Annotated in this window: 19 protein-coding genes; 13 read left to right on the top strand and 6 right to left on the bottom strand. The window is 73.3% G+C overall.

Annotated features, from left to right (window positions below; all coding sequences use genetic code 11):
- Positions 1–34: 34 nt before the first annotated feature.
- Entirely contained in the window at positions 35–1,462 is a 1,428-nt protein-coding gene (locus ACN26Y_RS03150; protein ID WP_422734272.1) for a UDP-glucose dehydrogenase family protein, read from the bottom strand.
- A gap of 253 nt (positions 1,463–1,715) precedes the next feature.
- Between ACN26Y_RS03150 and ACN26Y_RS03145 the strand changes: the two genes are divergently transcribed.
- Entirely contained in the window at positions 1,716–2,879 is a 1,164-nt protein-coding gene (locus ACN26Y_RS03145) for an acyl-CoA dehydrogenase family protein (protein WP_422734271.1), read from the top strand.
- A gap of 40 nt (positions 2,880–2,919) precedes the next feature.
- On the opposite strand, the gene ACN26Y_RS03140 is transcribed toward ACN26Y_RS03145, so the two are convergent.
- A complete protein-coding gene (locus ACN26Y_RS03140; RefSeq protein ID WP_422734270.1) occupies positions 2,920–3,573 on the bottom strand; it encodes a hypothetical protein in 654 nt (217 codons plus the stop codon).
- 23 nt (positions 3,574–3,596) lie between these two features.
- Between ACN26Y_RS03140 and ACN26Y_RS03135 the strand changes: the two genes are divergently transcribed.
- On the top strand, positions 3,597–4,115 hold the full coding sequence (locus ACN26Y_RS03135) for an acyl-CoA thioesterase (protein ID WP_422734269.1): 519 nt from the start codon (positions 3,597–3,599) through the stop codon (positions 4,113–4,115).
- 218 nt (positions 4,116–4,333) lie between these two features.
- Positions 4,334–6,382, top strand: coding sequence for an acetoacetate--CoA ligase (locus ACN26Y_RS03130; RefSeq protein WP_422734268.1), 2,049 nt, complete (start codon positions 4,334–4,336; stop codon positions 6,380–6,382).
- A gap of 6 nt (positions 6,383–6,388) precedes the next feature.
- Here the strand turns inward: ACN26Y_RS03130 and ACN26Y_RS03125 are convergent, their stop codons facing one another.
- Positions 6,389–7,075 carry a TIGR03089 family protein gene (locus tag ACN26Y_RS03125; protein WP_366600053.1) on the bottom strand — a complete coding sequence of 229 codons (687 nt, stop codon included), beginning with the start codon at positions 7,073–7,075 and terminating at the stop codon, positions 6,389–6,391.
- Between the two features lie 191 nt (positions 7,076–7,266).
- Here ACN26Y_RS03125 and ACN26Y_RS03120 point away from each other — a divergent pair, with 191 nt between their 5' ends.
- Both ACN26Y_RS03120 and ACN26Y_RS03115 read left to right on the top strand, forming a co-directional pair.
- Positions 7,267–8,412, top strand: coding sequence for a glycosyltransferase family 4 protein (locus ACN26Y_RS03120; protein ID WP_422734267.1), 1,146 nt, complete (start codon positions 7,267–7,269; stop codon positions 8,410–8,412).
- A 61-nt stretch (positions 8,413–8,473) separates the two neighbouring features.
- Positions 8,474–9,565 carry a mannose-1-phosphate guanylyltransferase gene (locus ACN26Y_RS03115; protein WP_422734266.1) on the top strand — a complete coding sequence of 364 codons (1,092 nt, stop codon included), beginning with the start codon at positions 8,474–8,476 and terminating at the stop codon, positions 9,563–9,565.
- Here the strand turns inward: ACN26Y_RS03115 and ACN26Y_RS03110 are convergent.
- Positions 9,534–10,133 (bottom strand): NUDIX hydrolase, encoded by a 600-nt coding sequence (locus ACN26Y_RS03110; RefSeq protein ID WP_422734894.1) that lies wholly within the window; start codon positions 10,131–10,133, stop codon positions 9,534–9,536. The genes ACN26Y_RS03115 and ACN26Y_RS03110 overlap by 32 nt on opposite strands.
- Before the next feature lie 66 nt (positions 10,134–10,199).
- Between ACN26Y_RS03110 and ACN26Y_RS03105 the strand changes: the two genes are divergently transcribed.
- Positions 10,200–11,234, top strand: a complete 1,035-nt coding sequence (locus ACN26Y_RS03105; RefSeq protein ID WP_422734265.1) for a hypothetical protein — start codon at positions 10,200–10,202, stop codon at positions 11,232–11,234.
- A 313-nt stretch (positions 11,235–11,547) separates the two neighbouring features.
- Positions 11,548–12,543 (top strand): transcriptional regulator, encoded by a 996-nt coding sequence (locus ACN26Y_RS03100; protein ID WP_422734264.1) that lies wholly within the window; start codon positions 11,548–11,550, stop codon positions 12,541–12,543.
- A 25-nt stretch (positions 12,544–12,568) separates the two neighbouring features.
- Here the strand turns inward: ACN26Y_RS03100 and ACN26Y_RS03095 are convergent, their stop codons facing one another.
- A complete protein-coding gene (locus ACN26Y_RS03095) occupies positions 12,569–13,657 on the bottom strand; it encodes a coenzyme F420-0:L-glutamate ligase (protein WP_422734263.1) in 1,089 nt (362 codons plus the stop codon).
- Positions 13,654–14,601, bottom strand: a complete 948-nt coding sequence (gene cofD / locus ACN26Y_RS03090; RefSeq protein ID WP_422734262.1) for a 2-phospho-L-lactate transferase — start codon at positions 14,599–14,601, stop codon at positions 13,654–13,656. Before cofD ends, ACN26Y_RS03095 begins: the two co-directional genes overlap by 4 nt.
- 100 nt (positions 14,602–14,701) lie before the next feature.
- Here cofD and ACN26Y_RS03085 point away from each other — a divergent pair, with 100 nt between their 5' ends.
- From ACN26Y_RS03085 to ACN26Y_RS03060, 6 genes are all read left to right on the top strand, one after another.
- Positions 14,702–15,595, top strand: a complete 894-nt coding sequence (locus ACN26Y_RS03085; RefSeq protein WP_422734261.1) for a hypothetical protein — start codon at positions 14,702–14,704, stop codon at positions 15,593–15,595.
- A 172-nt stretch (positions 15,596–15,767) separates the two neighbouring features.
- Positions 15,768–18,278 (top strand): bifunctional FO biosynthesis protein CofGH, encoded by a 2,511-nt coding sequence (locus ACN26Y_RS03080; RefSeq protein WP_422734260.1) that lies wholly within the window; start codon positions 15,768–15,770, stop codon positions 18,276–18,278.
- Positions 18,279–18,435: 157 nt separating this feature from the next.
- Positions 18,436–18,723 (top strand): hypothetical protein, encoded by a 288-nt coding sequence (locus ACN26Y_RS03075; protein WP_422734259.1) that lies wholly within the window; start codon positions 18,436–18,438, stop codon positions 18,721–18,723.
- 119 nt (positions 18,724–18,842) lie between these two features.
- The gene (locus ACN26Y_RS03070; protein ID WP_422734258.1) at positions 18,843–20,243 is read left to right on the top strand and encodes a DUF4331 domain-containing protein; all 1,401 of its coding nucleotides are present in this window, start codon (positions 18,843–18,845) and stop codon (positions 20,241–20,243) included.
- A gap of 17 nt (positions 20,244–20,260) precedes the next feature.
- Positions 20,261–20,596 carry a phospholipase gene (locus tag ACN26Y_RS03065; protein WP_422734257.1) on the top strand — a complete coding sequence of 112 codons (336 nt, stop codon included), beginning with the start codon at positions 20,261–20,263 and terminating at the stop codon, positions 20,594–20,596.
- Positions 20,597–21,043: 447 nt separating this feature from the next.
- Positions 21,044–21,301 carry a WhiB family transcriptional regulator gene (locus tag ACN26Y_RS03060; protein ID WP_013731688.1) on the top strand — a complete coding sequence of 86 codons (258 nt, stop codon included), beginning with the start codon at positions 21,044–21,046 and terminating at the stop codon, positions 21,299–21,301.
- Positions 21,302–21,318 lie beyond the last annotated feature (17 nt).

The following is a 21,318-nucleotide window of genomic DNA, read 5'->3' as shown; positions in this document are numbered from 1 at the left end:
GCGCGACCGGCCGTCAGGCGAGGTCAGGCAGGTGTCAGGGCCGGCCCATGCCGCGGTACTCCCAGCCGGCCTGCGTCCACAGTGTCGGGTCGAGGCAGTTGCGGCCGTCGACCACCTTGCGGCCGGCGACCAGCTCGCCGAGAGCCACCGGGTCGGCGTTGCGGAAGTCGGCCCACTCGGTCAGGACGCAGACCAGGTCGGCGCCGGTCACCGCCTCGCTGACGCCCGGCTCGTAGGTCAGCTCGGGCGCCACCGCGCGGGCGCGCTCCATGCCCTGCGGGTCGTAGACGTGCACGTCGGCGCCGGCCTTGCGGAGCAGCGACGCCACCGCGAGGGCGGGCGCGTCGCGGACGTCGTCGGTGTTGGGCTTGAAGGTCGCACCCAGCACCCCGATCCTCGTGCCGGACAGGTCGGGGCCGGCCGGGCCGGAGCGGCGGCCGAGCAGGTCCGCGGCGAGCTGCACGACGCGGGTGCGGCGGCGCAGGTTGATCAGGTCGACCTCGTGCAGGAAGCGCAGCGCCTCGCCGGCGCCCAGCTCCTGCGCCCGGGCCTGGAAGGCCCGGATGTCCTTGGGCAGGCAGGCGCCGCCGAAGCCGAGACCGGCCTGGAGGAACCGGTTGCCGATCCGGGGGTCGAAGCCGATCGCCCGGGCGAGGTGGGTCACGTCGCCGCCGGACGCCTCGCAGACCTCGGCCATCGCGTTGATGAACGAGATCTTGGTGGCGAGGAAGGCGTTCGCGGCGACCTTCACCAGCTCGGCGGTGGCGAAGTCGGTGACCACCAGGGGCACCTCGCGGTCCTCGGTCGCGGCCAGGTCGAAGACGCCCTTGTGGGCGGCGTAGAGCATGCCGTTGGCCCACTCGCTCTTGACGCCCACCACGATCCGGTTGGGTCGCAGCACGTCGTCGACGGCGAAGCCCTCCTGGAGGAACTCGGGGCTCCACGCCACCTCGACGCCGAGGTCAGCCGGTGTGTGCTTGCTCACGAGCTGCTCGACCCACTCGGCCGTGCCGACCGGCACGGTCGACTTGCCGACGATCAGCGCCTTGCGGGTGAGGTGCTGGGCCAGGCTGGTGACGGCGGCCTCGACGTACGACAGGTCGGCGCCCATGCCGTCGGCGCGCTGGGGGGTGCCCACGCAGATGAAGTGCACGTCGCCGAAGTCGGCGGTCTCGGCCATGTCGGTGCTGAACCGCAGCCGCCCGGCCGCGAGGTTGCGCTTGAGCAGCTCGTCGAGGCCCGGCTCGTGGATCGGCACCTCGCCCGCGTTGAGCATGGCGATCTTGTCGGCGTCGACGTCGAAGCCGAGCACGTCGTACCCCAGTTCGGCGTAACAGATGGCGTACGTCGCGCCGAGATAGCCGGTGCCGAGGAAGGTCACCCGGGGACGGGCGGCGCCCGAGGGCGGCGTCACCGCGCCGATGGGAGGCATCGGCTGGCTGTTCGGGTAGGGGATCGTCACGCCTGTCTTCTCCGCTCGCACTGGCGCCGCTCGTAGCGTCGCATCCTGCTGCGGCGCCTGCCAGGGCACCGGAGGTGGTAGTGGTATTCGTCCTGTCCTGTCATGGTCGCCGGCAGGTCGGAGGTGTGGAAGACCCCAGCCCTACGCGGCGGTAACATCGCCCGGACCGTGGTCGCTATCCTTCAGTCTGCGCTGTCCGCGGCCGTGTGACGCTACAGACTGCGCATGATAGCCGTGAAGGGGAGGGGCCGACATGGCCGCAGAGCAATCATTCGACGTCTACCGGCTTACCGACGAGTACCAGGCGGTCCGGGAGGCGGTCCGTGAGGTCTGTGCCGCCAAGGTGGCTCCGCACGCCGCCGAGGCCGACGAGACCGGCGAGTTCCCGAAGGCGTCGTACGACGCCCTGCGGGCGGCCGACTTCCACGCACCGCACATCCCGGTCGAGTACGGCGGCGCCGGGGCGGACGCCCTGGCCACCGCCATCGTGATCGAGGAGGTCGCCCGTGCCTGCGGCTCGTCCTCGCTCATCCCGGCGGTCAACAAGCTCGGCACCATGCCGCTGATCCTGGCCGGCTCCGAGGAGCTCAAGCGGAAGTACCTGACCCAGGTCGCGTCCGGCGACGCGATGTTCTCGTACTGCCTTTCCGAGCCGGAGGCCGGCAGCGACGCCGCCTCGATGACCACCCGGGCGGTCCGCGACGGCGACCACTGGGTGCTCAACGGCGTGAAGCGGTGGATCACCAACGCCGGGGTGTCCGAGTTCTACACGGTCTTCGCCGTCACCGACCCGTCCGCGCGGTCCCGGGGCATCTCGGCCTTCGTCGTCGAGAAGTCGGACTCCGGGGTCAGCTTCGGTGCGCCGGAGAAGAAGCTCGGCATCAAGGGGTCGCCGACCCGCGAGGTGTACCTGGACAACGTCCGCATCCCGGCCGACCGCATGATCGGCGCGGAGGGCACCGGCTTCGCCACCGCCATGAAGACCCTGGACCACACCCGGGTCACCATCGCCGCCCAGGCCGTCGGCATCGCCCAGGGCGCGCTCGACTACGCCCTGGGGTACGTCCAGGAGCGCAAGCAGTTCGGCAAGCCGGTCGCCGACTTCCAGGGCATCCAGTTCATGATCGCCGACATGGGCATGAAGCTGGAGGCGGCGCGGCAGCTGACGTACACGGCGGCCGGCAAGTCCGAGCGGGGCGACGCCGACCTGACGTACTTCGGCGCGGCGGCCAAGTGCTTCGCCTCCGACGCCGCCATGGAGATCACCACCGACGCCGTCCAGCTGCTGGGCGGGTACGGCTACACCCGGGACTACCCGGTCGAGCGGATGATGCGCGACGCGAAGATCACCCAGATCTACGAGGGCACCAACCAGGTGCAGCGCATCGTGATGGCCCGCCAGCTGCTCAAGGGCTGACGGTCGGGGGCGGGCCGGTCGTCCCGGCCCGCCCGCACGGTCAGCGCAGTTCGGTGGTCGTGTCGTCCGGCCGGCTCGCGCCGCGCGGCGGAGCCGACCACGGCGACTCGCCGCTCGCCCGGCGGGGCAGCGGCTCCGTCGGCGTCGGGTCGGGGTAGCCGAGCGTCATCGGGGCCGTGTCCCGCTCCGACGTCGTCGGCCAGTCGCTGAGGGTGAAGTTCGTCCGCTGCGGGCCGTCCACCGGGGTCAGCTCCGCCCCGGCCTCCGGCCGTGGCCACTGCCGCCAGCGCTGCCCGCTGAAGGCGGCCATCATCAGCATCAGGCCGAGGAGGAAGAGCGTCCCGTTCTCCACCGGCAGCCGCAGCGGGAGCGGGTCACCGAGGACCTTCCACCCGTCTGGGATCCGGTCGCGCACGGTGAACGGTGCGACGAACGTCCCCACGTACGGGGCGGCGAGCAGCAGCCCCGCGACCAGCGGGCCGACCGGCGAGACCCGCAGGGTGCCGAGCAGCCCGAGCAGGATGCCGCCCACGGCCAGCCAGACGGCCGGCTCGATGAGGTTGGCCGAGTTGAAACTACCGATCTCCACCCAGCGGGCGACGGTGCGGGCCGAACCGTCCTGCCCGAGGGTGACCAGGACCCAGGTGACGGGCGCCACCACCAACCCGGCGAGGAAGCTCCAGAGATGTCGCATCCGCGCACCGTACCGTTTCCGTCATGACCGAGCACCCCTCCACCACGCCGCCAGGGAAGCCGACCTCGTACTCCCGGGTGACCCTGAGCCGGATCATGACCGCCGTCGACGTGAACCTCTACGGCACGGTGCACGGCGGCGTGCTGATGAAGTTCGTCGACGACGTGGCGGGGGCCGCGGCGGCGCGGCACAGCGGCGGGACGGCGGTGACCGCGGCCATCGACGAGATCGTCTTCTCGGAAGCGGTGCGGGTGGGTGACCTCGTGCACGCGTACGCCCAGGTCAACTGGACCGGGCAGACCTCGATGGAGGTCGGCGTACGGGTCACCGCCGAGCGGTGGGACTCGGCCGAGGACCAGGCGGTCCGGGTCGCGACGGCGTACCTGGTGTTCGTCGGCGTCGACGTCGGCGGCACACCGCGGATGATCCCGCCAGTGCTGCCGGAGACCGTCGAGGACGAGCGGCGCTTCCGGGAGGCGGAGATCCGCCGCGCCCACCGGCTCGCCCGCCGCCGCGCCATCCAAGCCCACCGCGCCGGCTGAGGTGCAAGGAAGGGCCCCTTGTTAACGCCGCCGGTAGAGGAGGGGCCCCTTGTTAACACCTGTAGGCCGCGCGACCCACACAGGGTGGCACTCGGGCATGTGGGCCCGGCACGTGCGCCGGCCGGGGCCGGGTGCGGAGAATGGCGCTGCGAGGTAGGGCAAGATGGCGCCACGGCCCATGCACAGCGTCGTGCCGGGGCCCGAGGGAGGGTGGAGCAGTGGGTGACGTGCTGTGGACGCCGCCGGCGGACGTCCGTGAGCGGTCCCGGATCGGGAACTACCTGCGCTGGCTGCGCGAGCACCGGGGGCTCGACTTCGCCGACTACGACGCGCTGTGGCAGTGGTCGGTCACCGACCTGCCCGCCTTCTGGCAGTCGATCTGGGACCACTTCGAGGTGGTGGCACACACCCCGCCCAGCGCCACGCTCGCCGACCGGGGCATGCCCGGCGCGCGCTGGTTCCCCGACGCCACCCTCAACTACGCCGAGAACGTGCTGCGCATGCCCGGCCGCGCGGACGACGACCCGGTGGTGATCGCGCACGGGCAGACCCGGTCGCCCGCCACGCTCACCGCCGCCGGGCTGCGGGAGCAGGTCCGCCGGGTCGCCGCCGGGCTGCGCCGGCTCGGCGTCGGCACCGGCGACCGGGTGGCCGCGTACGCGCCGAACATCCCCGAGACGTACGTGCTGCTGCTGGCCACCGCCAGCCTCGGCGCCGTCTTCTCCTCGTGCGCGCCCGAGTTCGGCACCCGCAGCGTCACCGACCGCTGGCAGCAGATCGAGCCGAAGGTCCTGGTCGCCGTGGACGGCTACCGCTACGGCGACAAGCCGGTGGACCGGCGCGCCGAGGTGGCCGCCATCCGCGCCGCGCTGCCGTCACTGCGGCACACCGTCGGCATCGCGTACCTGAATCCGGCCGGCGCAGACGGCCATGATGCGGCCTCCGCGCCGCTCGACGGCGCTGCGGACCGGATGACGACCGCGCCCGAGGGCGCGCTCACCTGGGCGGACCTGGCCGCCGAGACCGACGAGCCGCTGACCTTCACGCCGGTGCCGTTCGACCACCCGCTCTACGTGCTCTACTCCTCCGGCACCACCGGCCTGCCCAAGCCGATCGTGCACGGCCACGGGGGCATCCTGCTGGAGCACCTGAAGATGCTCGCGCTGCACCACGACCTCGGCCCGGCCGACCGGTTCTTCTGGTTCACCACGACCGGCTGGATGATGTGGAACTTCCTGGTGTCCGGGCCGGCGGTGGGCGCGGCGATCGTGCTCTTCGACGGCAACCCCGGCCACCCCGACCTCGGGGCGCTGTGGCGACTCGCGGCGGACACCGGCACCACGTACCTCGGCACCTCGGCCCCGTTCCTGCTGGCCTGCCGCAAGGCCGGGCTGGCCCCGAAGGAGATCGCCGACCTGTCCGCGCTGCGCGGCCTCGGCTCGACCGGTGCGCCGCTGCCCGCCGAGGGCTTCACCTGGGTGTACGAGCACGTCGGCGACCACCTCCAGCTCCAGTCGCTCTCCGGCGGCACCGACGTCTGTACCGGCTTCGTCGGCGGCGTGCCGCTGCTGCCGGTGTACGCGGGCGAGATCGCCTGCCGGGCGCTCGGGGCGAAGGTGGAGGCCCGCTCGGGCGACGGCACCCCGGTCATCGGGGAGTTGGGTGAGCTGGTCATCACCGAGCCGATGCCGAGCATGCCGGTGGGTTTCTGGAACGACCCCGACGGCAGCCGCTACCGCGAGGCGTACTTCGACGTCTACCCCGGGGTCTGGCGGCACGGCGACTGGATCACGATCAACGAGCGCGGCGGCTGCGTGATCACCGGCCGCTCCGACGCCACCTTGAACCGGGGCGGCGTCCGCCTCGGCACCGCCGAGTTCTACTCGGTGGTGGAAGGGCTGGACGAGGTCGTCGACTCGGTCGTCGTCCACCTGGAGGACGACGAGGGTGGCGCCGGCGAACTGCTGCTCTTCGTGGTGCTCGCGGAGGGGCTCGACCTGGACGACGCGCTTCGCGCGAAGATCTGCCGCGAGCTGCGTACCGCCCTGTCGCCCCGGCACGTGCCCGACGAGATCCACCAGGTCCGGGCCGTCCCGCGCACCCTGTCGGCGAAGAAGCTGGAGGTCCCGGTCAAGAAGATCCTCACGGGTACCCCGGTCGACAGCGCCGCCGCGAAGGGCGCCCTGGCGAACCCGGAGTCCCTGACGGCGTTCGCCGCCCTGGCGACCCAACGCCGCGCCGAGCACGACCAGTCCACCCCGGCCTGACCAGGCTCAGGTCCGGCCGACGGTGCGGGTGACCTGCTCCGCCGCAGCGCGGGACTCGACGCGGGCGGGGTCGAGGTTGGCGCAGAGGACCGTGCTGGCGCCGGCCGCCAGCGGGGCGAGCAGCCAGTCGACCGGATCGGGGTACGCCCCCGTGTCGATCAGGACGCGGTCGTCGCGGGCGATGCCGAGTTCGTCCGCGCGTCGCCGCGCGCGCTCCACCGGCTCCTCCCCGCCGGCGGCGTACGGGGTGAAGTGGTCGCCGTGCACGCGTACCTCGGACACGAAGTCGGCGAAGCCTGGCGGGACCTGCCGCATCGGCAGGGCGAACGGGTCCAGGGCGAGGACGTAGCGGTCGCCGGCGGACCACGCGTCCGCCTCGGCCAGCCGGCCGGCGGCGACGAAGAGGACGTCCACGTCGCCCGGATCCCCGGCCACGCCCAGGCCGGCCGACCAGGTGCCGAGCAGGACGGCGGCGGTCTGCCAGTGCGGCGGCAGCAGCACCGCGGCCGTGTCGCCGGGCCCGAGGCCCAGCCCGTCGACGAGCAGGTTCGCCGTCTTGGCCACCCAGTTCGCGCAGGTCGCTCCGGAGAGCTCGGTCCGTTCACCGGTCGCGTCGTCGTACCAGGTCAGCAGCGGTCGGGTCGGGTCGGGCGCGGTCGCGGCGGCGAACACCCGGGCAATGTTGTCGGCCATCGGCGCGAACGATACGCCCCCGCCGGCCGTAGAAGATGGCGACGACCGAGAGACTGCCGGCGTGCGGCTACCCGACACTCTCCAGGTCGGCGTACCGTCGGGTCGCAGTCATTGCCCACCGGGGGGCCCGGCGTAGGCTTGCCCCCGGAGTGTTGTTCCCCACAGGCCCGCCAGTTTCAAGGAGTCGCCCCGTGACCGCCGGCCGACCGCCCCGCGTGCTCATCGACGCCACGAGTGTCCCCGCCGACCGCGGCGGCGTCGGTAGATACGTCGACGGCCTGCTCGGTGCGCTCGGCAAGGTGTGCGGGTCGGGCGTGGACCTGGCGGTGGTCAGTCTCCGCACCGATCTCGAGCGCTACACCCGCATGCTGCCCGGCGCGGAGATCATCCCGGCGCCGGCCGCCGTCGCGCACCGCCCCGCCCGGCTCGCCTGGGAGCAGACCGGCCTGCCGCTGCTCGCCCAGCAGGTCGGCGCGCAGGTGCTGCACTCGCCCTTCTACACCTGCCCGCTGCGTGCCGGTTGTCCGGTCACGGTGACCGTGCACGACGCGACGTTCTTCACCGAGCCGGAGCACTACGACAAGAGTCGCCGCACCTTCTTCCGCAGCGCGATCAAGACCTCGCTGCGCCGGGCCGACCGGGTGATCGTGCCGAGCAAGGCCACCCGGGACGAGCTGATCCGGCTGCTGGACGCCGACCCGACCCGCATCGACGTCGCGTACCACGGTGTGGACCACGCCGCGTTCCACGCGCCGGGCGAGGAGGAGAAGGCCCGGGTCCGGGCCCGGCTGGGGCTCGGCAGCCAGAGCTACATCGCCTTCCTCGGGGCGAAGGAGCCCCGCAAGAACGTCCCCAACCTGATCCGGGGTTGGGCCCGCGCCGTCGCCGACCGGGAGAACCCGCCCGCCCTGGTGATCGCCGGCGGTCAGGGCCACGACGACGACATCGACCGCGCGGTGGCCGAGGTTCCGTCGCACCTGCGGCTGCTCCGCCCCGGCTACCTGCGGTACGCCGACCTGCCGGGCTTCCTCGGCGGGGCGCTCGTCGCGGCCTACCCGTCGTACGGCGAGGGCTTCGGCCTGCCGATCCTGGAGGCGATGGCGTGCGCCGCGCCGGTGCTCACCACCCCCCGGCTCTCGCTGCCGGAGGTGGGTGGCGACGCGGTCGCGTACACCAGCGAGGCGCCGGACCAGATCGCGACCGACCTGGCCGCGCTGCTCGACGACGAGCCGCGCCGGCTGGCGCTCGCGAAGGCCGGCTTCGACCGGGCCAAGGAGTTCACCTGGGAGTCCAGCGCCGAGGTGCACATCGCGGCCTGGTCCCGGGCGCGGGCGTGAGCGCGGGTTCCGTGGGGGTGACCGCCCGACCCCCGCTTGCGGCGTCGGGCATGATGTCCCGGTGATTTACGCCGTCATCCCGGCGGGAGGCAGCGGCACCAGGCTGTGGCCGCTGTCCCGCGCCGGGCACCCGAAGTTCCTCCACCCGCTCACCGGCACCGCCGCGTCGCTGCTCCAGGCGACCGTGGATCGGCTCGGTCCGTTGACCACGCCGGAGCGCACGCTCGTGGTGACGGGGGCGGCGCACGTCACCGCGGTGGCGCGTCAGCTGTCCGTGCTGCCGGAGGAGAACATCCTGGTCGAACCGTCGCCGCGGGACTCGTGCGCGGCGATCGCCCTGGCCGCCGCGGTGATCGCGCGGCGGGAGCCGACGGCGGTGATGGGGTCGTTCGCGGCCGACCACCTGATCGGCGACCCGGAGCGGTGGCGGGAGACCGTCCGCCAGGCGGTCCGCGGCGCCGAGCAGGGGCTGCTGATGACGGTGGGGATCACCCCCACCCGCGCGGAGACTGGCTACGGCTACCTGGAGACCGGGGAGCCGGCCGGTGACGGGCCGCTGCGGCCGGTGGCCGAGTTCAAGGAGAAGCCGGGCGCCGACGTGGCCGAGGCGTACCTGCGGTCCGGGCGGCACCTCTGGAACGCCAGCATGTTCGTCTGGCGGGTCGACGTCTTCCTCGCCGAGCTGGCCCGCCAGCAGCCGGCCCTGCACGCGGGCATCGCCGCGATCGCCGGGGCGTGGGGCACCGAGGACCAGGACGACGTGCTGGGCACGGTCTGGCCGACGCTGCCGAAGATCTCGGTGGACTACGCGGTGATGGAGGGCGCGGCGACGGCCGGCAAGGTGGCGACCGTGCCCGGCGACTTCGGGTGGAACGACGTCGGCGACTTCCACACGCTCGGCGAGGTGCTGCCGGCCGACCAGGACGGCAACGTCGTGCTCGGCGGAGACGCGAAGCCGGGTGTTCTCCTGCGGGACAGCGCGAACCTGGTGGTCGTTCCGTACTCCGGTCGCCTCGTCGCCACCGTCGGGGTGCGCGACCTGATCGTGGTCGACACCCCGGACGCGCTGCTGGTGTGCCCGCGCGACCGGGCCCAGGACGTCAAGAAGATCGTCGACGAGCTCAAGGAACGGGGCGAAGAGGGGCTCGTCTGAGTGCCGCCAGCGCGGGCGCGATCAACTGGGTGGTGCCGCCGGCCAGCGGCTCCGGCAGCCGGTCCGGCGGGAACCAGCCCAGGTCCTCGGACTCCTCGCTGACCCGGGCCTGCGCGCCGGGCGGCGCGAGGACGGCGAAGCGTACGTCGTGGTGGAACGAGCCGCCCTGACAGCCGACCGGGTGGACGTCCACGTCGATCGGCACCGGGTCGATCCGAAGACCGGCCAGTCCGGACTCCTCGGTCGCCTCGCGCAGGGCGGCGGCGGCCAGCGTACGGTCGCCGGGCTCGCAGTGCCCACCGAGCTGCACCCACCGTTGGAACTTGCCGTGCAGGCAGAGCAGCACCCGCTCGCCGGTGGCGTCCAGCACGAGCGCGCTCGCCGTGACGTGCCCGGCCCGGTGTTCGCGGCTCATCGCGACCGGCCCGGCGGCCAGCAGGTCGAGGGTGCGGTCCCGGGCGTCCGCGGCGGCGGCCGAGGTGGGTGTCCAGCCGCGCAGCACAGCGACGGCGTCGGCGTGCAGCTCCGTGTTAGGAAGGGACCCTTTTACTACGTCAGGCGTTAACAAGGGGCCCTTCCTTTCATCCGCGGGCACCTGGACACCTTACGTGCGGGGTCTTCGTACGCTGGCGCGGTGACGTTGCGACTCCTGGAGTTCGTGGTGGCCGGTAACGAGGCCAGCGACCTGCTCCCCGTGCACTCCACGGCCCTGCTGCGGGCGCACGGCGCCCGGCGCGGCTTCTGGACCGTCCTCGACGAGGGCCCGGTCGAGCACTGCCTGGCTCTGCTCCTCGAACTCGACGACGGCACCTGGACGGCGCACCACGTGGCCGCCGACGCCGGGCCGGAGAACGGCCGCACCGAGGACGGCGAGGCCCTCGCCCACCACGACGGCTGGGTGTACGTCTTCGGCTCGCACTTCGGTTCCAAGGCCGGTCCGCTGCGCCCGCGCCGGGCGTTCGTGGCCCGGTTCCGGGAGGACGACGCGGTGGGTGGCCGGCTGCCGGTGCAGGTGGTGCGCAACCGGTTCCGGGTCCACCGGGCGGTCAACGACGCCCTGCTCAAGGCGCCGTTCACCCCGCTCCCGTCGGGGGAGCGGGTCCGGTCCCGGTTCATCGGCGAGACCGTGGCCCGGGGCACCGCCCGGTCCAAGGGCTGGGTCGACCGGCTGGTCCCCGACGACCTGCCGCTGAACGTGGAGGCCGTCGCGTTCACCCCGGCCGGTACGGCGCTGCTCGGGCTGCGGTTCCCGGTCACCGCCGCCGGCGAGCCGATCCTCGTCGAGCTGGCCGGGGTGCCGGGCATGTTCGACGCCGCGCCGGTCTGGCCGGAGGCCCTCGGCGCGTACGTCCTCACCGGCGTGACGCCGCCCGGCGCGCTGACCGGGTTCCGGGCGGTCGCGCCCACCGCCGACGGCGGGTACGCGGCGGTGATCGGTTCGATCGACGCGCTCGGCAAGGGATCGGTGCTGCTGGAGGACCACCCGGCCGGCGGTGACGTCACCTCCCGGCACGTCCGCTTCCGCCTGCCGGGTGCGGGCCACCTGGTCACCGGCGAACTGGTCGCGGACCTGGCGCCGTTCCACCATGTGGAGGGGCTCGCGGAGCTGGACGGGAGCTGCTTCTACGTCACGGACGAGGACCACCGGGTCGCGCTCTGGGTAGGCTGACCGGGCGGTGGCCGCGAACCAGTCGGCGGCCGGGCGGTGGCCGCGAACACGTCGGCGGCCGGGCGGCACCTCTGCGGACGTGCGGCCCGCAGACCCTCGTGGTGCCACCCGGTCGCCGATCGGTTCCCGGCCCCCGGGTTGCCCGGCCACACCCCGCCGTGCGGCGTGTCGTGCCCGGGCAGTGGAAGCATGCCCAACCCGCCGGGGAGGCGTCGAGGATTTTCAGTTCAGGCTTAAAGGTGGTGATAACTGCCGCCCAGGTAGAGTGCGAAAAGCCGTCGGTGCCCCCTCCGCCGCCGGCACGGGAGTGCCCATGCTGAGGATCTACTTCACCGGAGAGGACATTCTCCGCACCCGGGTGGCGCTGGCACCGGACCCGCTCTGGGAACTGGTCCTGAGCCTGCATCTGCTTCAGGGCCGCAGCCGTGACCCGCTCATGTCGACCTGGCGGCGCAGCGTCACCCGACGGCTCAGCCAGGACACCGCCGCCGACCAGATGCGGCTGCTCTTCGCCCTCAACCCGCCGCGCGGCTACTTCCCCGACTTCCTGACCCCGTACGAGAGCGTGTCGGGCTTCGACGCCGGGCTCGACGCGGTTCGCAGCACTCCCGCGCCCATGCTCCGGCGGGACGTCGCCCTGCTCGCCGGCGCCAACCCTCTGCCGGCCTCGGCGTCCGCGCTGGCGCGGGGCGAGACCGAGGTGCTCGCGCAGCTGACCCGGTCCATGGAGCAGTACCGCGACCTGGCGATCAGCCCGTACTGGCCGCGGATCCAGGCCGCGGTGGAGGCCGACCGCAACCGGCGGGCCCGGGCCCTGCTCGACGGCGGCGTGGAGGGGTTGCTCGCCAGCCTGCGCCCCGCGATGCGGTGGGCGTCGGGCGTGCTGGAGGTCCGCGACTACCCGCACAGCCGGGAACTGCACCTCGAGGGCCGGGGGCTGCTGCTGGTGCCGTCGTTCTTCTGTGCGCGTACGCCGGTGGCGCTGCTCGACCCGGCGCTGCCCCCGGTGCTGGTCTATCCGGTCGACCGGCTGGGCGGGCTCGCACCGGCCGCCGGTGGGGACGGCGTGCCGGCCGCCGGGCGAGACGCCTTGGCGGCGCTGCTCGGGCGTACCCGGGCCGCGGTGCTCGAGGCGAGCACCGGCGGCTGCACCACCGGGGAGGTGGCCCGCCGCCTGGACATCTCGGCCGCCGCCGCGAGCCAGCACGCGACCGTGCTCCGCAACGCCGGCCTGCTGGTGAGCCAGCGCGACCGAAACACCGTCCTGCACACCATCACCCCGCTGGGCCGCGCGGTCCTGAACGCCTGACCGGCCCCACGGGTGCGGGCGCGGGTCAGAGCGCCAGGGCTGCTGTCGCGGGGGTGCCGGGTGGGGGTGGCAGGAGGGTCGATCGGAGGCCCTCGGCGGCCAGGGCGGCGCGGAGGCGGTGCACGTCCGCCCCGAACCGCACCAGACCGAAGGGATCGACCGGGGTCGCCGGGGAGCCGAGCACCAGCGTCGTGGCCCCGGCGGGCCAGTCGGGAACGGTGGCGACGAGCCGTCCGCGTACCTCCGGATCGGTGACGTGGGTGAAGACCGTGCCGGGCGCGACCGCGTGGGCCACCGCGGCGATCGCCCGGTCGACCGCGGCCGGGTCGGGCGGCGCGGTCGCGGTGCCGTCGGCGAGGCCCGCGGCGTCGGCCAGCCCCGCGGCCCGGGCCTCGGCGGTGCCGAGCGAGAACAGGTCGAGCGACGAGTCCCGGACCAGCGCCTTCGCGCCGGCTCCGTCGTCCGCACCCGGGGTGGCCAGGTAGCCGCGGACCACCGCCACCGGCACCTGGTCGCACTTGCCCTTGATCAGCTCGCCGGCGCCGGCCAGTTCGTCGACCACCGCCATCTCGGTGAGTTCGAGCTCGTTGCCGTACGGGTCGACCTCGCCCCGGTGGTCCCGGATGGCGTCCATCCCGGCCACACCGAGCGCCACGTCGGTGAGCCCGTTGCGCCAGGGCCGCCCCATCGTGTCGCTGATGATCACCGCCACGTCCAGGTCGTACCGCTCGCGGAGCGCGGCGCGCAGCACCCGGGCCGACGCGTCCGGGTCGACCGGCAGCAGCACCAGCCGGGTCTTGTCCACGTTGGAGGCGTCGATGCCGGCCGAGGCCATGACGAAGCCGTGGTGCGTCTGCACGATGCGCGTCGCGCCCCGGGTGGCGACCACCCGTGCGGTCTCCGCGGCCAGGACGTCGGCCCGGGCGGCGAGCCGCTCCGGACCGTCCGCCGGGACGTCGACGAGGCGCCCCTCCGCCTTCGAGACGATCTTGCTGGTCACCACCAGCACGTCCCCGTCGCGCAGCCAGGGCGCGGCGGTCGTGATCATGGCGGCCAGGTCGTCGCCCTCGGACACGTGGCCGATGCCGAGCACCGGCAGGATCTCCAGCCTCACGTCAACTCCACCGCGGCGCGGACCATGGCCGCCGTCGCCGCCTCGTCGGTCATCCGCAGCGGCACCGCGCGGACGGTCACTCCCGGCACCGTCGTCTCCGCGTCCTCCGGCGCGACCAGCCAGCCGTCGAGCAGGCCGCCGTCCGGGCGTCCGCCGTAGAGCCGGCCGACGCCGGCCGCGCTGCACTCGACGCCGAGGACGGCCAGGCAACGGTCGGCCATCCCGCGCACCGGGGCGGCGCCGATGATCGGCGACACGCCGACCACCGGGGCGGGACCGTCGGTGACCGCTTCCCGCAGCCCGGGCACGGCGAGGATCGGCGCGATGCTCACCACCGGGTTGCTGGGCGCGATCAGCACCACGTCGGCGCCGGCGATCGCCTCGCTCACCCCGGGGGCCGGCTTCGCGGTCTCCGCGCCGACGAAGACGAACCGGTGCGTGGGCAGGTCCGCCCGGTACCGGATCCACCACTCCTGGAAGTGGATGGCCCGCTGGCCGCCGTCCACGTCCACGACGACGTGGGTCTCCAGGCGGTCGTCGGTGGCCGGCAGCAGGCGCACGCCGGGCTCCCAGCGGCTGGCCAGCGCCGCGGTGACCTGGTGCAACGGGTACCCGCCGTCGATCATCGTGGTGCGGACCAGGTGCGTGGCGACGTCCTTGTCGCCGAGGCCGAACCAGGTGGGCTCCGCCCCGTACGCGGCCAGTTCCTCCTTCACCGTCCAGCTCTCGTCGACGCGGCCCCAGCCGCGCTCGGGATCGGCGCCTCCGCCCAGCGTGTACATGACGCTGTCCAGGTCGGGGCAGACCTTGAGCCCGTGCAGATAGAGGTCGTCGCCCACGTTCACCACGGCGGTCACCTCGGCGCCGACCTCCCGGGCGTACGCCCGGACGCCGAGCAGGAACCGGGCGCCGCCGATGCCGCCGGTCAGAACCACGATGCGCATGTCGACCATCCTCGCGTACGCGCCGCCTCCGGGGCCCCGCCCATCCGGGAGACTAGGCTCACGTCGGCATCTGTCCGCTTCCGCCCCGAAGGGGGACTTCTTGACCAGCCCCGCCGAGCCGGCGTCGACCGATCCGACGCCGGCCAGCCAGCTGACCCGGCCGCTGCGTGAACCGGCCGCGTTCGTGCTCCTCGGCGCGAACGCCGTCTTCCTGTTCGTCGGCCTGATCCGACTGCTGACGCCGACCGGGTACGGCACCTTCACCGGGCGCGCGGGCAGCGCGTTCTTCGCCTTCGCCGGGATCGAGGCGGTGGTCCTGCCCCTGCTGGCGGTGCTGCTCGCCACGCACCTGCGGCCGGTCCTGCCCAGGGCGAAACTGATCACCCAGGTGGCGGTCGGGGAGTACGCGGTCAGCACCGCCCTCGGCGGGCTGACCTTCCTGATCTGGTCGTTCGGTCGTCTCGCCGAGGGTGAGGTGACGGACGCCTTCCTCGGCGTGCTGGCCCGGCTGGCCGGGCTGGCCCTCCTGGTGACCGCCGGGTACGCCGTGTACCGGATCTGGCGCACGCTCTACTACGTGCCGAAGCCCAAGCCGCAGCCGGGCGTCTACGGCAAGCCGCAGTCCGGGTGGCCCGGCGGCCACCCCGGCCACCCCGGCGGGCACCCCGGCCAGCCCGGCCAGCCTGGCCAGCCCAACCACCCTGGCCAGCCCGGCCAGCCGGGCTGGCCCGGCACCGGCCAGTCCGGCGGCTGGACGGCCCCGACGCAGTACGGCGCCCCGTACGGCCAGCCGGCCCCGCCGTTCCCGGCCGCACCGCACCCGGCCCCGCCGGCGAACCCGGCGCCCCACCCGGCCCCGCCGGCCGGGCCCCCGTTCGGGCAGCCGCCCTCGGCCGATCCCACCCAGGCGATCCCCCGCCAGCCGGCCGAACCTCCGGCGCCGCCGCACGACGAGTCCCACCGCACGCAGCGCATCAACCCCGCCGACGAGTGACCGGCCCCGCAGTCGAGCGGTGATCAAGAGGTTTTCGTCCCGGTAGCACCCGCACCGCACCGAAAACCTCTTGATCAATGCGGTGGAGGCGCCGGGGGCGGGGACGCGTGGGGTTTGCCACCGCGCGGATCGGGTCGAGCGAGCCTCCGTGCCGACCGCCTACGCTGAGCGGATGGTTGATCGCACGGAGCCGAGGCCCACCGACGCGAGCGTGCGGCGGGCACTGCGCCGGGCCGCGTCCGGCCGGGCGCTCGACGCCGACGAGGCCACCGCGCTGCTCGGCGCGCGGGGCGACGCGCTGGACGAACTGCTGCGGGTCGCCGGGGCGATCCGCGACGCCGGGCTGCGCGAGGCGGGGCGGCCGGGCGTCGTCACGTACTCGAAGAAGGTCTTCATCCCGCTCACCCGGCTCTGCCGGGACCGGTGCCACTACTGCACCTTCGCCACCGTGCCGCACCGGCTCCCGGCGGCGTTCCTCGACCGCGAGGAGGTCCTGGCGATCGCCCGGCAGGGCGCGGAGCTGGGCTGCAAGGAGGCGCTGTTCACCCTCGGCGACCGGCCGGAGGAGCGCTGGCCGGCGGCCCGGCAGTGGCTGGACGAGCGCGGGTACGACTCCACGCTCGACTACCTGCGCTCCTGCGCGGTGGCCGTGCTGGAGGAGACCGGCCTGTTGCCGCACCTCAACCCCGGCGTGCTGACCTGGTCCGAGCTGCAACGGCTCAAGCCGGTCGCGCCGAGCATGGGGATGATGCTGGAGACGACGGCCACCCGCCTGTGGGCGGAGCCGGGCGGCCCGCACTACGGCTCGCCGGACAAGGAGCCCGCCGTCCGGCTGCGCGTGCTCGACGACGCCGGCCGGGTGAACGTGCCGTTCACCACCGGGCTCCTCATCGGCATCGGCGAGACGCCGGCCGAGCGGGTCGACGCGCTGTTCGCGATCCGCCGCGCGCACCGGGAGTACGGCCACCTCCAGGAGGTGATCGTGCAGAACTTCCGCGCGAAGCCGGACACGGCGATGCGCGGGATGCCGGACGCGGAGCTGCGCGATCTCGCCGCCACCGTCGCGGTGGCCCGGGTGCTGCTCGGCCCGAAGGCCCGCATCCAGGCCCCGCCGAACCTCATCGCCGGCGAGTACGACCTGCTGCTGCGCGCCGGCATCGACGACTGGGGTGGCGTGTCCCCGCTGACCCCGGACCATGTGAACCCGGAGCGTCCCTGGCCGCAGATCGACGAGCTGGCCCGGCACACCGAGAAGGCCGGTTTCACGCTGCGGGAGCGGTTGACCATCTACCCGGAGTACGTCCGGGCCGGCGATCCGTGGCTCGACCCGCGCCTGCTGCCGCACGTCGACGCCCTGGCCGACCCGGCCACCGGTCTCGCGGTGGAGGAGGCCCGGCCGGTGGGCCGGCCGTGGCAGGAGCCGGACGAGACGTACGGCGGGCGGACGGACCTGCACGCCACCATCGACACGACCGGCCGTACGGCGGACCGGCGCGGCGACTTCGACCACGTCTACGGCGACTGGTCGGCGGTGGCCGGCAAGGTGAGCGCCGGCGCGACGACCGGCTCCGGCGACCACGACCTGCGGGCCGGCCTGCGGCTCGCCGCCGCCGATCCGGCGGTGCTGCTGGAACCCCGGCACGCGGAGGCGGCCCTGGCGCTGTTCGCCGCCGACGGTCCGGCGTTGGCCGAGCTGTGCCGGATCGCCGACGACGTCCGCCGCGACACCGTCGGCGACGACGTGACGTACGTGGTCAACCGCAACATCAACTTCAGCAACGTCTGCTACGTGGGGTGCCGGTTCTGTGCCTTCGCCCAGCGTGAGCGCGACGCCGACGCGTACCGGCTCTCGGTGGACCAGGTCGCCGACCGGGCCGAGGAGGCGTGGTCGGCCGGCGCCAGCGAGGTCTGCCTCCAGGGCGGCATCGACCCGAAGCTGCCGGTGACCGTCTACGCCGACCTGGTGCGCGCGATCAAGGCGCGGGTGCCCGGCATGCACGTGCACGCGTTCTCCCCGATGGAGATCGTCACCGCCGCGGCGAAGGCGGGCGTGTCCGTCCGTGAGTGGCTGACCGGGCTGCGGGAGGCCGGGCTCGACACCATCCCCGGCACCGCGGCCGAGATTCTCGACGACGACGTGCGCTGGGTGCTCACCAAGGGCAAGCTGCCGGCCGCCGCCTGGGTCGAGGTGGTGGGCACGGCCCACGAGCTGGGCATCCGGTCCAGCTCCACGATGATGTACGGGCACGTCGACCACCCGGCCCAGTGGCTCGCGCACTTCCGGGTGCTGGCCGGGGTGCAGGACCGCACCGGCGGGTTCACCGAGTTCGTGGCGCTGCCGTTCGTGCACACCAACGCCCCGATCTACCTCGCCGGCATCGCCCGCCCGGGGCCGACGTGGCGGGAGAACCGGGTGGTGCACGCGATGTCCCGCCTGCTCCTGCACGGGCGCATCGACAACATCCAGTGCTCGTGGGTCAAGCTGGGGGACGAGGGCACGGCCGAGATGCTCCGCAGCGGCTGCAACGACCTGGGCGGCACCCTGATGGAGGAGACCATCTCCCGGATGGCCGGCTCCGGCAACGGTTCGGCGCGTACCGAGGAACAGTTGATCGCGATCGCGGCGGCTGCCGGGCGCCCGGCGCGCAAGCGGACCACCGCGTACGGTCACGTCTCCTCGTAGTTTCGAACCTTTCCCCGCCGCCGGCCGTACCAGAGCGTGCCGGCGGCGGTTACGGCGAGGACCGCCGCCGGCGACCCCCTCCGCGGGGCGGGCACCGCCGGCCGGGCCCCGCGTCCGTCACCGCGGGCGCACCGTCCCGCCGCCGGAAAGGTTGCCCATGCCCAGCGATCAGCTTGATCAGCCGAAGCGGCCCTGGCCGCGACTGACCCGCCGGCAGACGTTGACCGCGGCCGCGAGCGCCACGCTCGGCGCCGCCGCGCTCACCGTGCCGGGTCTGTCCGCGGCACAGAACGCGCCGGGTGCCGCGGCGAACGCGGACGACCCGATCGTCGTCCACCTGCGCGACGCCGCCACCGGCACCATGGACGTCTTCGTCGGCACGTCCCGCATCGAGGTACGCGACCGCGGCCTGGCGGACCGGCTGCGGCGCGCCGCACGGCGCTGAGCCGTACCCCGTGGCGCTGAGCCGCCGCACGGCCGTTCGGCACGTCCCGGCCGGGCGCGGGCTCCCGGCGCCCGGCCGTCCGTAACTCCCCTTCCCCGCACAGTGAGGTTTGGTCCGCCATGTCTTCGCACCGCGAGGCACCGGAGATCGCCAAGGATCCGGTCGCCGACAGCTCCGACCTGTACGCGTTCGTCAGCCCCGACCGGCCCGACTCGGTGACGGTCATCGCGAACTACGTTCCGCTGCAACTGCCGTCCGGCGGCCCGAACTTCTTCGAGTTCGGCGACGACGTGCGCTACGAGATCAACATCGACAACGACGGTGACGGTCAGGCCGACGTCACCTACCGGTTCGAATTCACCACCGAGATCACGAATCCGAACAGCTTCCTCTACAACACCGGGCCGATCGACTCCCTGGACAGTCCGAACTGGAACCGCCGGCAGTTCTACAGCCTGACCCGCGTCGCGGACGGCCGGGAGCACCGCCTGGCGCACAAGCTTCCGTGCCCGCCCTGCAACGTGGGCCCGCTCTCCACCCCGAAGTACGCCGACCTCGCGCGGCAGGCCACGTACACGCTCTCCACCGGGGAGCGGGTGTTCGCCGGGCAGCGGGCCGACGGGTTCTTCGTCGACCTGGGCGCCATCTTCGACCTGGGGACGCTGCGCCCGTTCCAGCAGCTCCACGTGGCCGGGAAGAAGATCTTCAAGGCCGAGGGGGAACCGGTCAACGCCACCGACCGGATGAACGTGCACAGCATCGCTCTCCAGATCCCCTTCACCAAGGTGCGCCGGCGCGCCAACCGGTACGGCGTCGGCGACCGCGCCTCGGTCATCGGGGTGTGGACGGCGGCGTCCCGCCGGCAGGTCCGGGTGCTCGGCGACCGGGGCGCGGCGGACATCCCCGCCGGCCCCTTCACGCAGGTCTCCCGCCTCGGCAATCCGTTGTTCAACGAGGTGATCGTGCCGATGGCGCAGAAGGACGTCTGGAACTCGCTGCCGCCCACCGAGGACAAGCGGTTCGCGAAGTTCGTGGAGCGGCCGGAGTTGGCCGCCCTGCTGCCGGCGCTCTACCCCGACGTCTTCCCGAACCTCGACCGGCTCAACAAGGCGAAGAAGGCCCGCGCCGACCTGGTGGCGATCCTGCTGACCGGTGTCCCGGAGGGCCTGATCGAGGGCTTCACCAACAACACCGGCGAGATCCAGGCCGACATGCTGCGGCTGAACACGGCGATCCCGCCGAACCGCACACCGGACCGCTTCGGTGTCCTGGGTGGAGACGTGGCCGGGTTCCCGAACGGCCGCCGGGTCACCGACGACGTGGTGAGCATCTCGCTGCGGGCCATCGCCGGCCTGACCGTGCCGCTGGTCGACCGGGCGTTCCAGCCGGACGCGGCGGCTGCCGCGGTGACGCCGGGGCTGAGCGCCGCCGACGTGACCGCTCCGTTCCTCGCCAACTTTCCCTACCTGGGTACGCCGTACGACGGCTTCAACAATCCGCCGGCCGACTCGGCCGCCTGACCGGACCGGGAGCGCTGATGCACACGCACGAGCACGCGTACGGGCCGTCGGAACGGGGGAGCGTCGTCCTCGACCTGGGCGGCGACACCGGGGCCCTGATCATCTACACCGGACAGGACGAGCGTGGCCGGGAGATCGAGGTCAGCCGGCCGGACACCCCCCGGACGCACTCGGCCGTGCGGGAGCGTCGGGTCCAGGACGGCACGTTCCACAGTGCCGTCTACCCGGATCTGCCGGCCGGTCGCTATACCGTCTGGTGGGACGAGCGTACGCCCGCCGGGACGGTCGACGTCCTGGGGGGAGCGATTGCCGAATTCGTCTGGCCGACCAGCGCTCGAGGGGTGGTGGGCTGACCCTCCGCCCCGTTCCGGCCGCTGCGCCCTGTCCACCATGTGGACAGGGCGCTTGCGGCGTTCACCGGCTCGACGGGCGGTCGGCGCGCAGTCGCGTTAACCTGACCCTCACCAAGATCAACGATCCCCGGGGCGGAGGCGGTCCACCGGACCGGCGGGGGCGCCACGGGAGAAAACTCCGGCAACTCGCCGGAGAGGGCGTTACTCGGTCGGGGTCTGAATCGATAGGGCAGGTTGCGAGGCCGGGTGGCCGGATGGCCGTCCGGAGGGTGTCGGGAGGGCGACTCCATTATCAAGTTTGGCTTGACGGCGCACGCATTACACGCGTGTAATTTGAATGGGGTTGTTCGCGCGGAACGCTACAAATCGGTACCGGACGGACAAGCACGCCTTTCGCGTGGGGGGTTGCAGCGGCGATGACGCCGGTGCGCGACAAGGAGGCAATTGATGGACGGCCAGCTTGAGGCGGCCGACCTGCTCGGAAACGCGCCGGAGTGGCAGGAGCGGGCGCTGTGCTCGCAGACCGACCCGGAGGCGTTCTTCCCCGAGAAGGGCGGCTCGACCCGTGAGGCGAAGCGGATCTGCTCGCGTTGCGAGGTCAAGACCGAGTGCCTCGAATACGCTCTCGGCCACGACGAGCGGTTCGGCATCTGGGGCGGCCTCTCCGAGCGTGAGCGCCGCAAGCTCAAGCGCCGGGCCGCCTGACGCAGCGACGGATCCGG

This window comes from Micromonospora sp. WMMD558 (assembly GCF_049315255.1).
Taxonomy (GTDB): Bacteria; Actinomycetota; Actinomycetes; order Mycobacteriales; family Micromonosporaceae; genus Micromonospora.
Note: the sequence above shows the minus strand (reverse complement) of the source record. Positions and strands in the feature narration are given on the sequence as shown.

Coding starts and splice junctions, on each gene's coding strand:
- ACN26Y_RS03065 (WP_422734257.1), top strand. CDS start 20,261: ATGCACACGCACGAGCACGCGTACGGGCCGTCGGAACGGGGGAGCGTC.
- cofD (WP_422734262.1), bottom strand. CDS start 14,601: ATGCGCATCGTGGTTCTGACCGGCGGCATCGGCGGCGCCCGGTTCCTG.
- ACN26Y_RS03060 (WP_013731688.1), top strand. CDS start 21,044: ATGGACGGCCAGCTTGAGGCGGCCGACCTGCTCGGAAACGCGCCGGAG.
- ACN26Y_RS03080 (WP_422734260.1), top strand. CDS start 15,768: ATGGTTGATCGCACGGAGCCGAGGCCCACCGACGCGAGCGTGCGGCGG.
- ACN26Y_RS03135 (WP_422734269.1), top strand. CDS start 3,597: ATGACCGAGCACCCCTCCACCACGCCGCCAGGGAAGCCGACCTCGTAC.
- ACN26Y_RS03100 (WP_422734264.1), top strand. CDS start 11,548: ATGCTGAGGATCTACTTCACCGGAGAGGACATTCTCCGCACCCGGGTG.
- ACN26Y_RS03075 (WP_422734259.1), top strand. CDS start 18,436: ATGCCCAGCGATCAGCTTGATCAGCCGAAGCGGCCCTGGCCGCGACTG.
- ACN26Y_RS03140 (WP_422734270.1), bottom strand. CDS start 3,573: ATGCGACATCTCTGGAGCTTCCTCGCCGGGTTGGTGGTGGCGCCCGTC.
- ACN26Y_RS03125 (WP_366600053.1), bottom strand. CDS start 7,075: ATGGCCGACAACATTGCCCGGGTGTTCGCCGCCGCGACCGCGCCCGAC.
- ACN26Y_RS03145 (WP_422734271.1), top strand. CDS start 1,716: ATGGCCGCAGAGCAATCATTCGACGTCTACCGGCTTACCGACGAGTAC.
- ACN26Y_RS03070 (WP_422734258.1), top strand. CDS start 18,843: ATGTCTTCGCACCGCGAGGCACCGGAGATCGCCAAGGATCCGGTCGCC.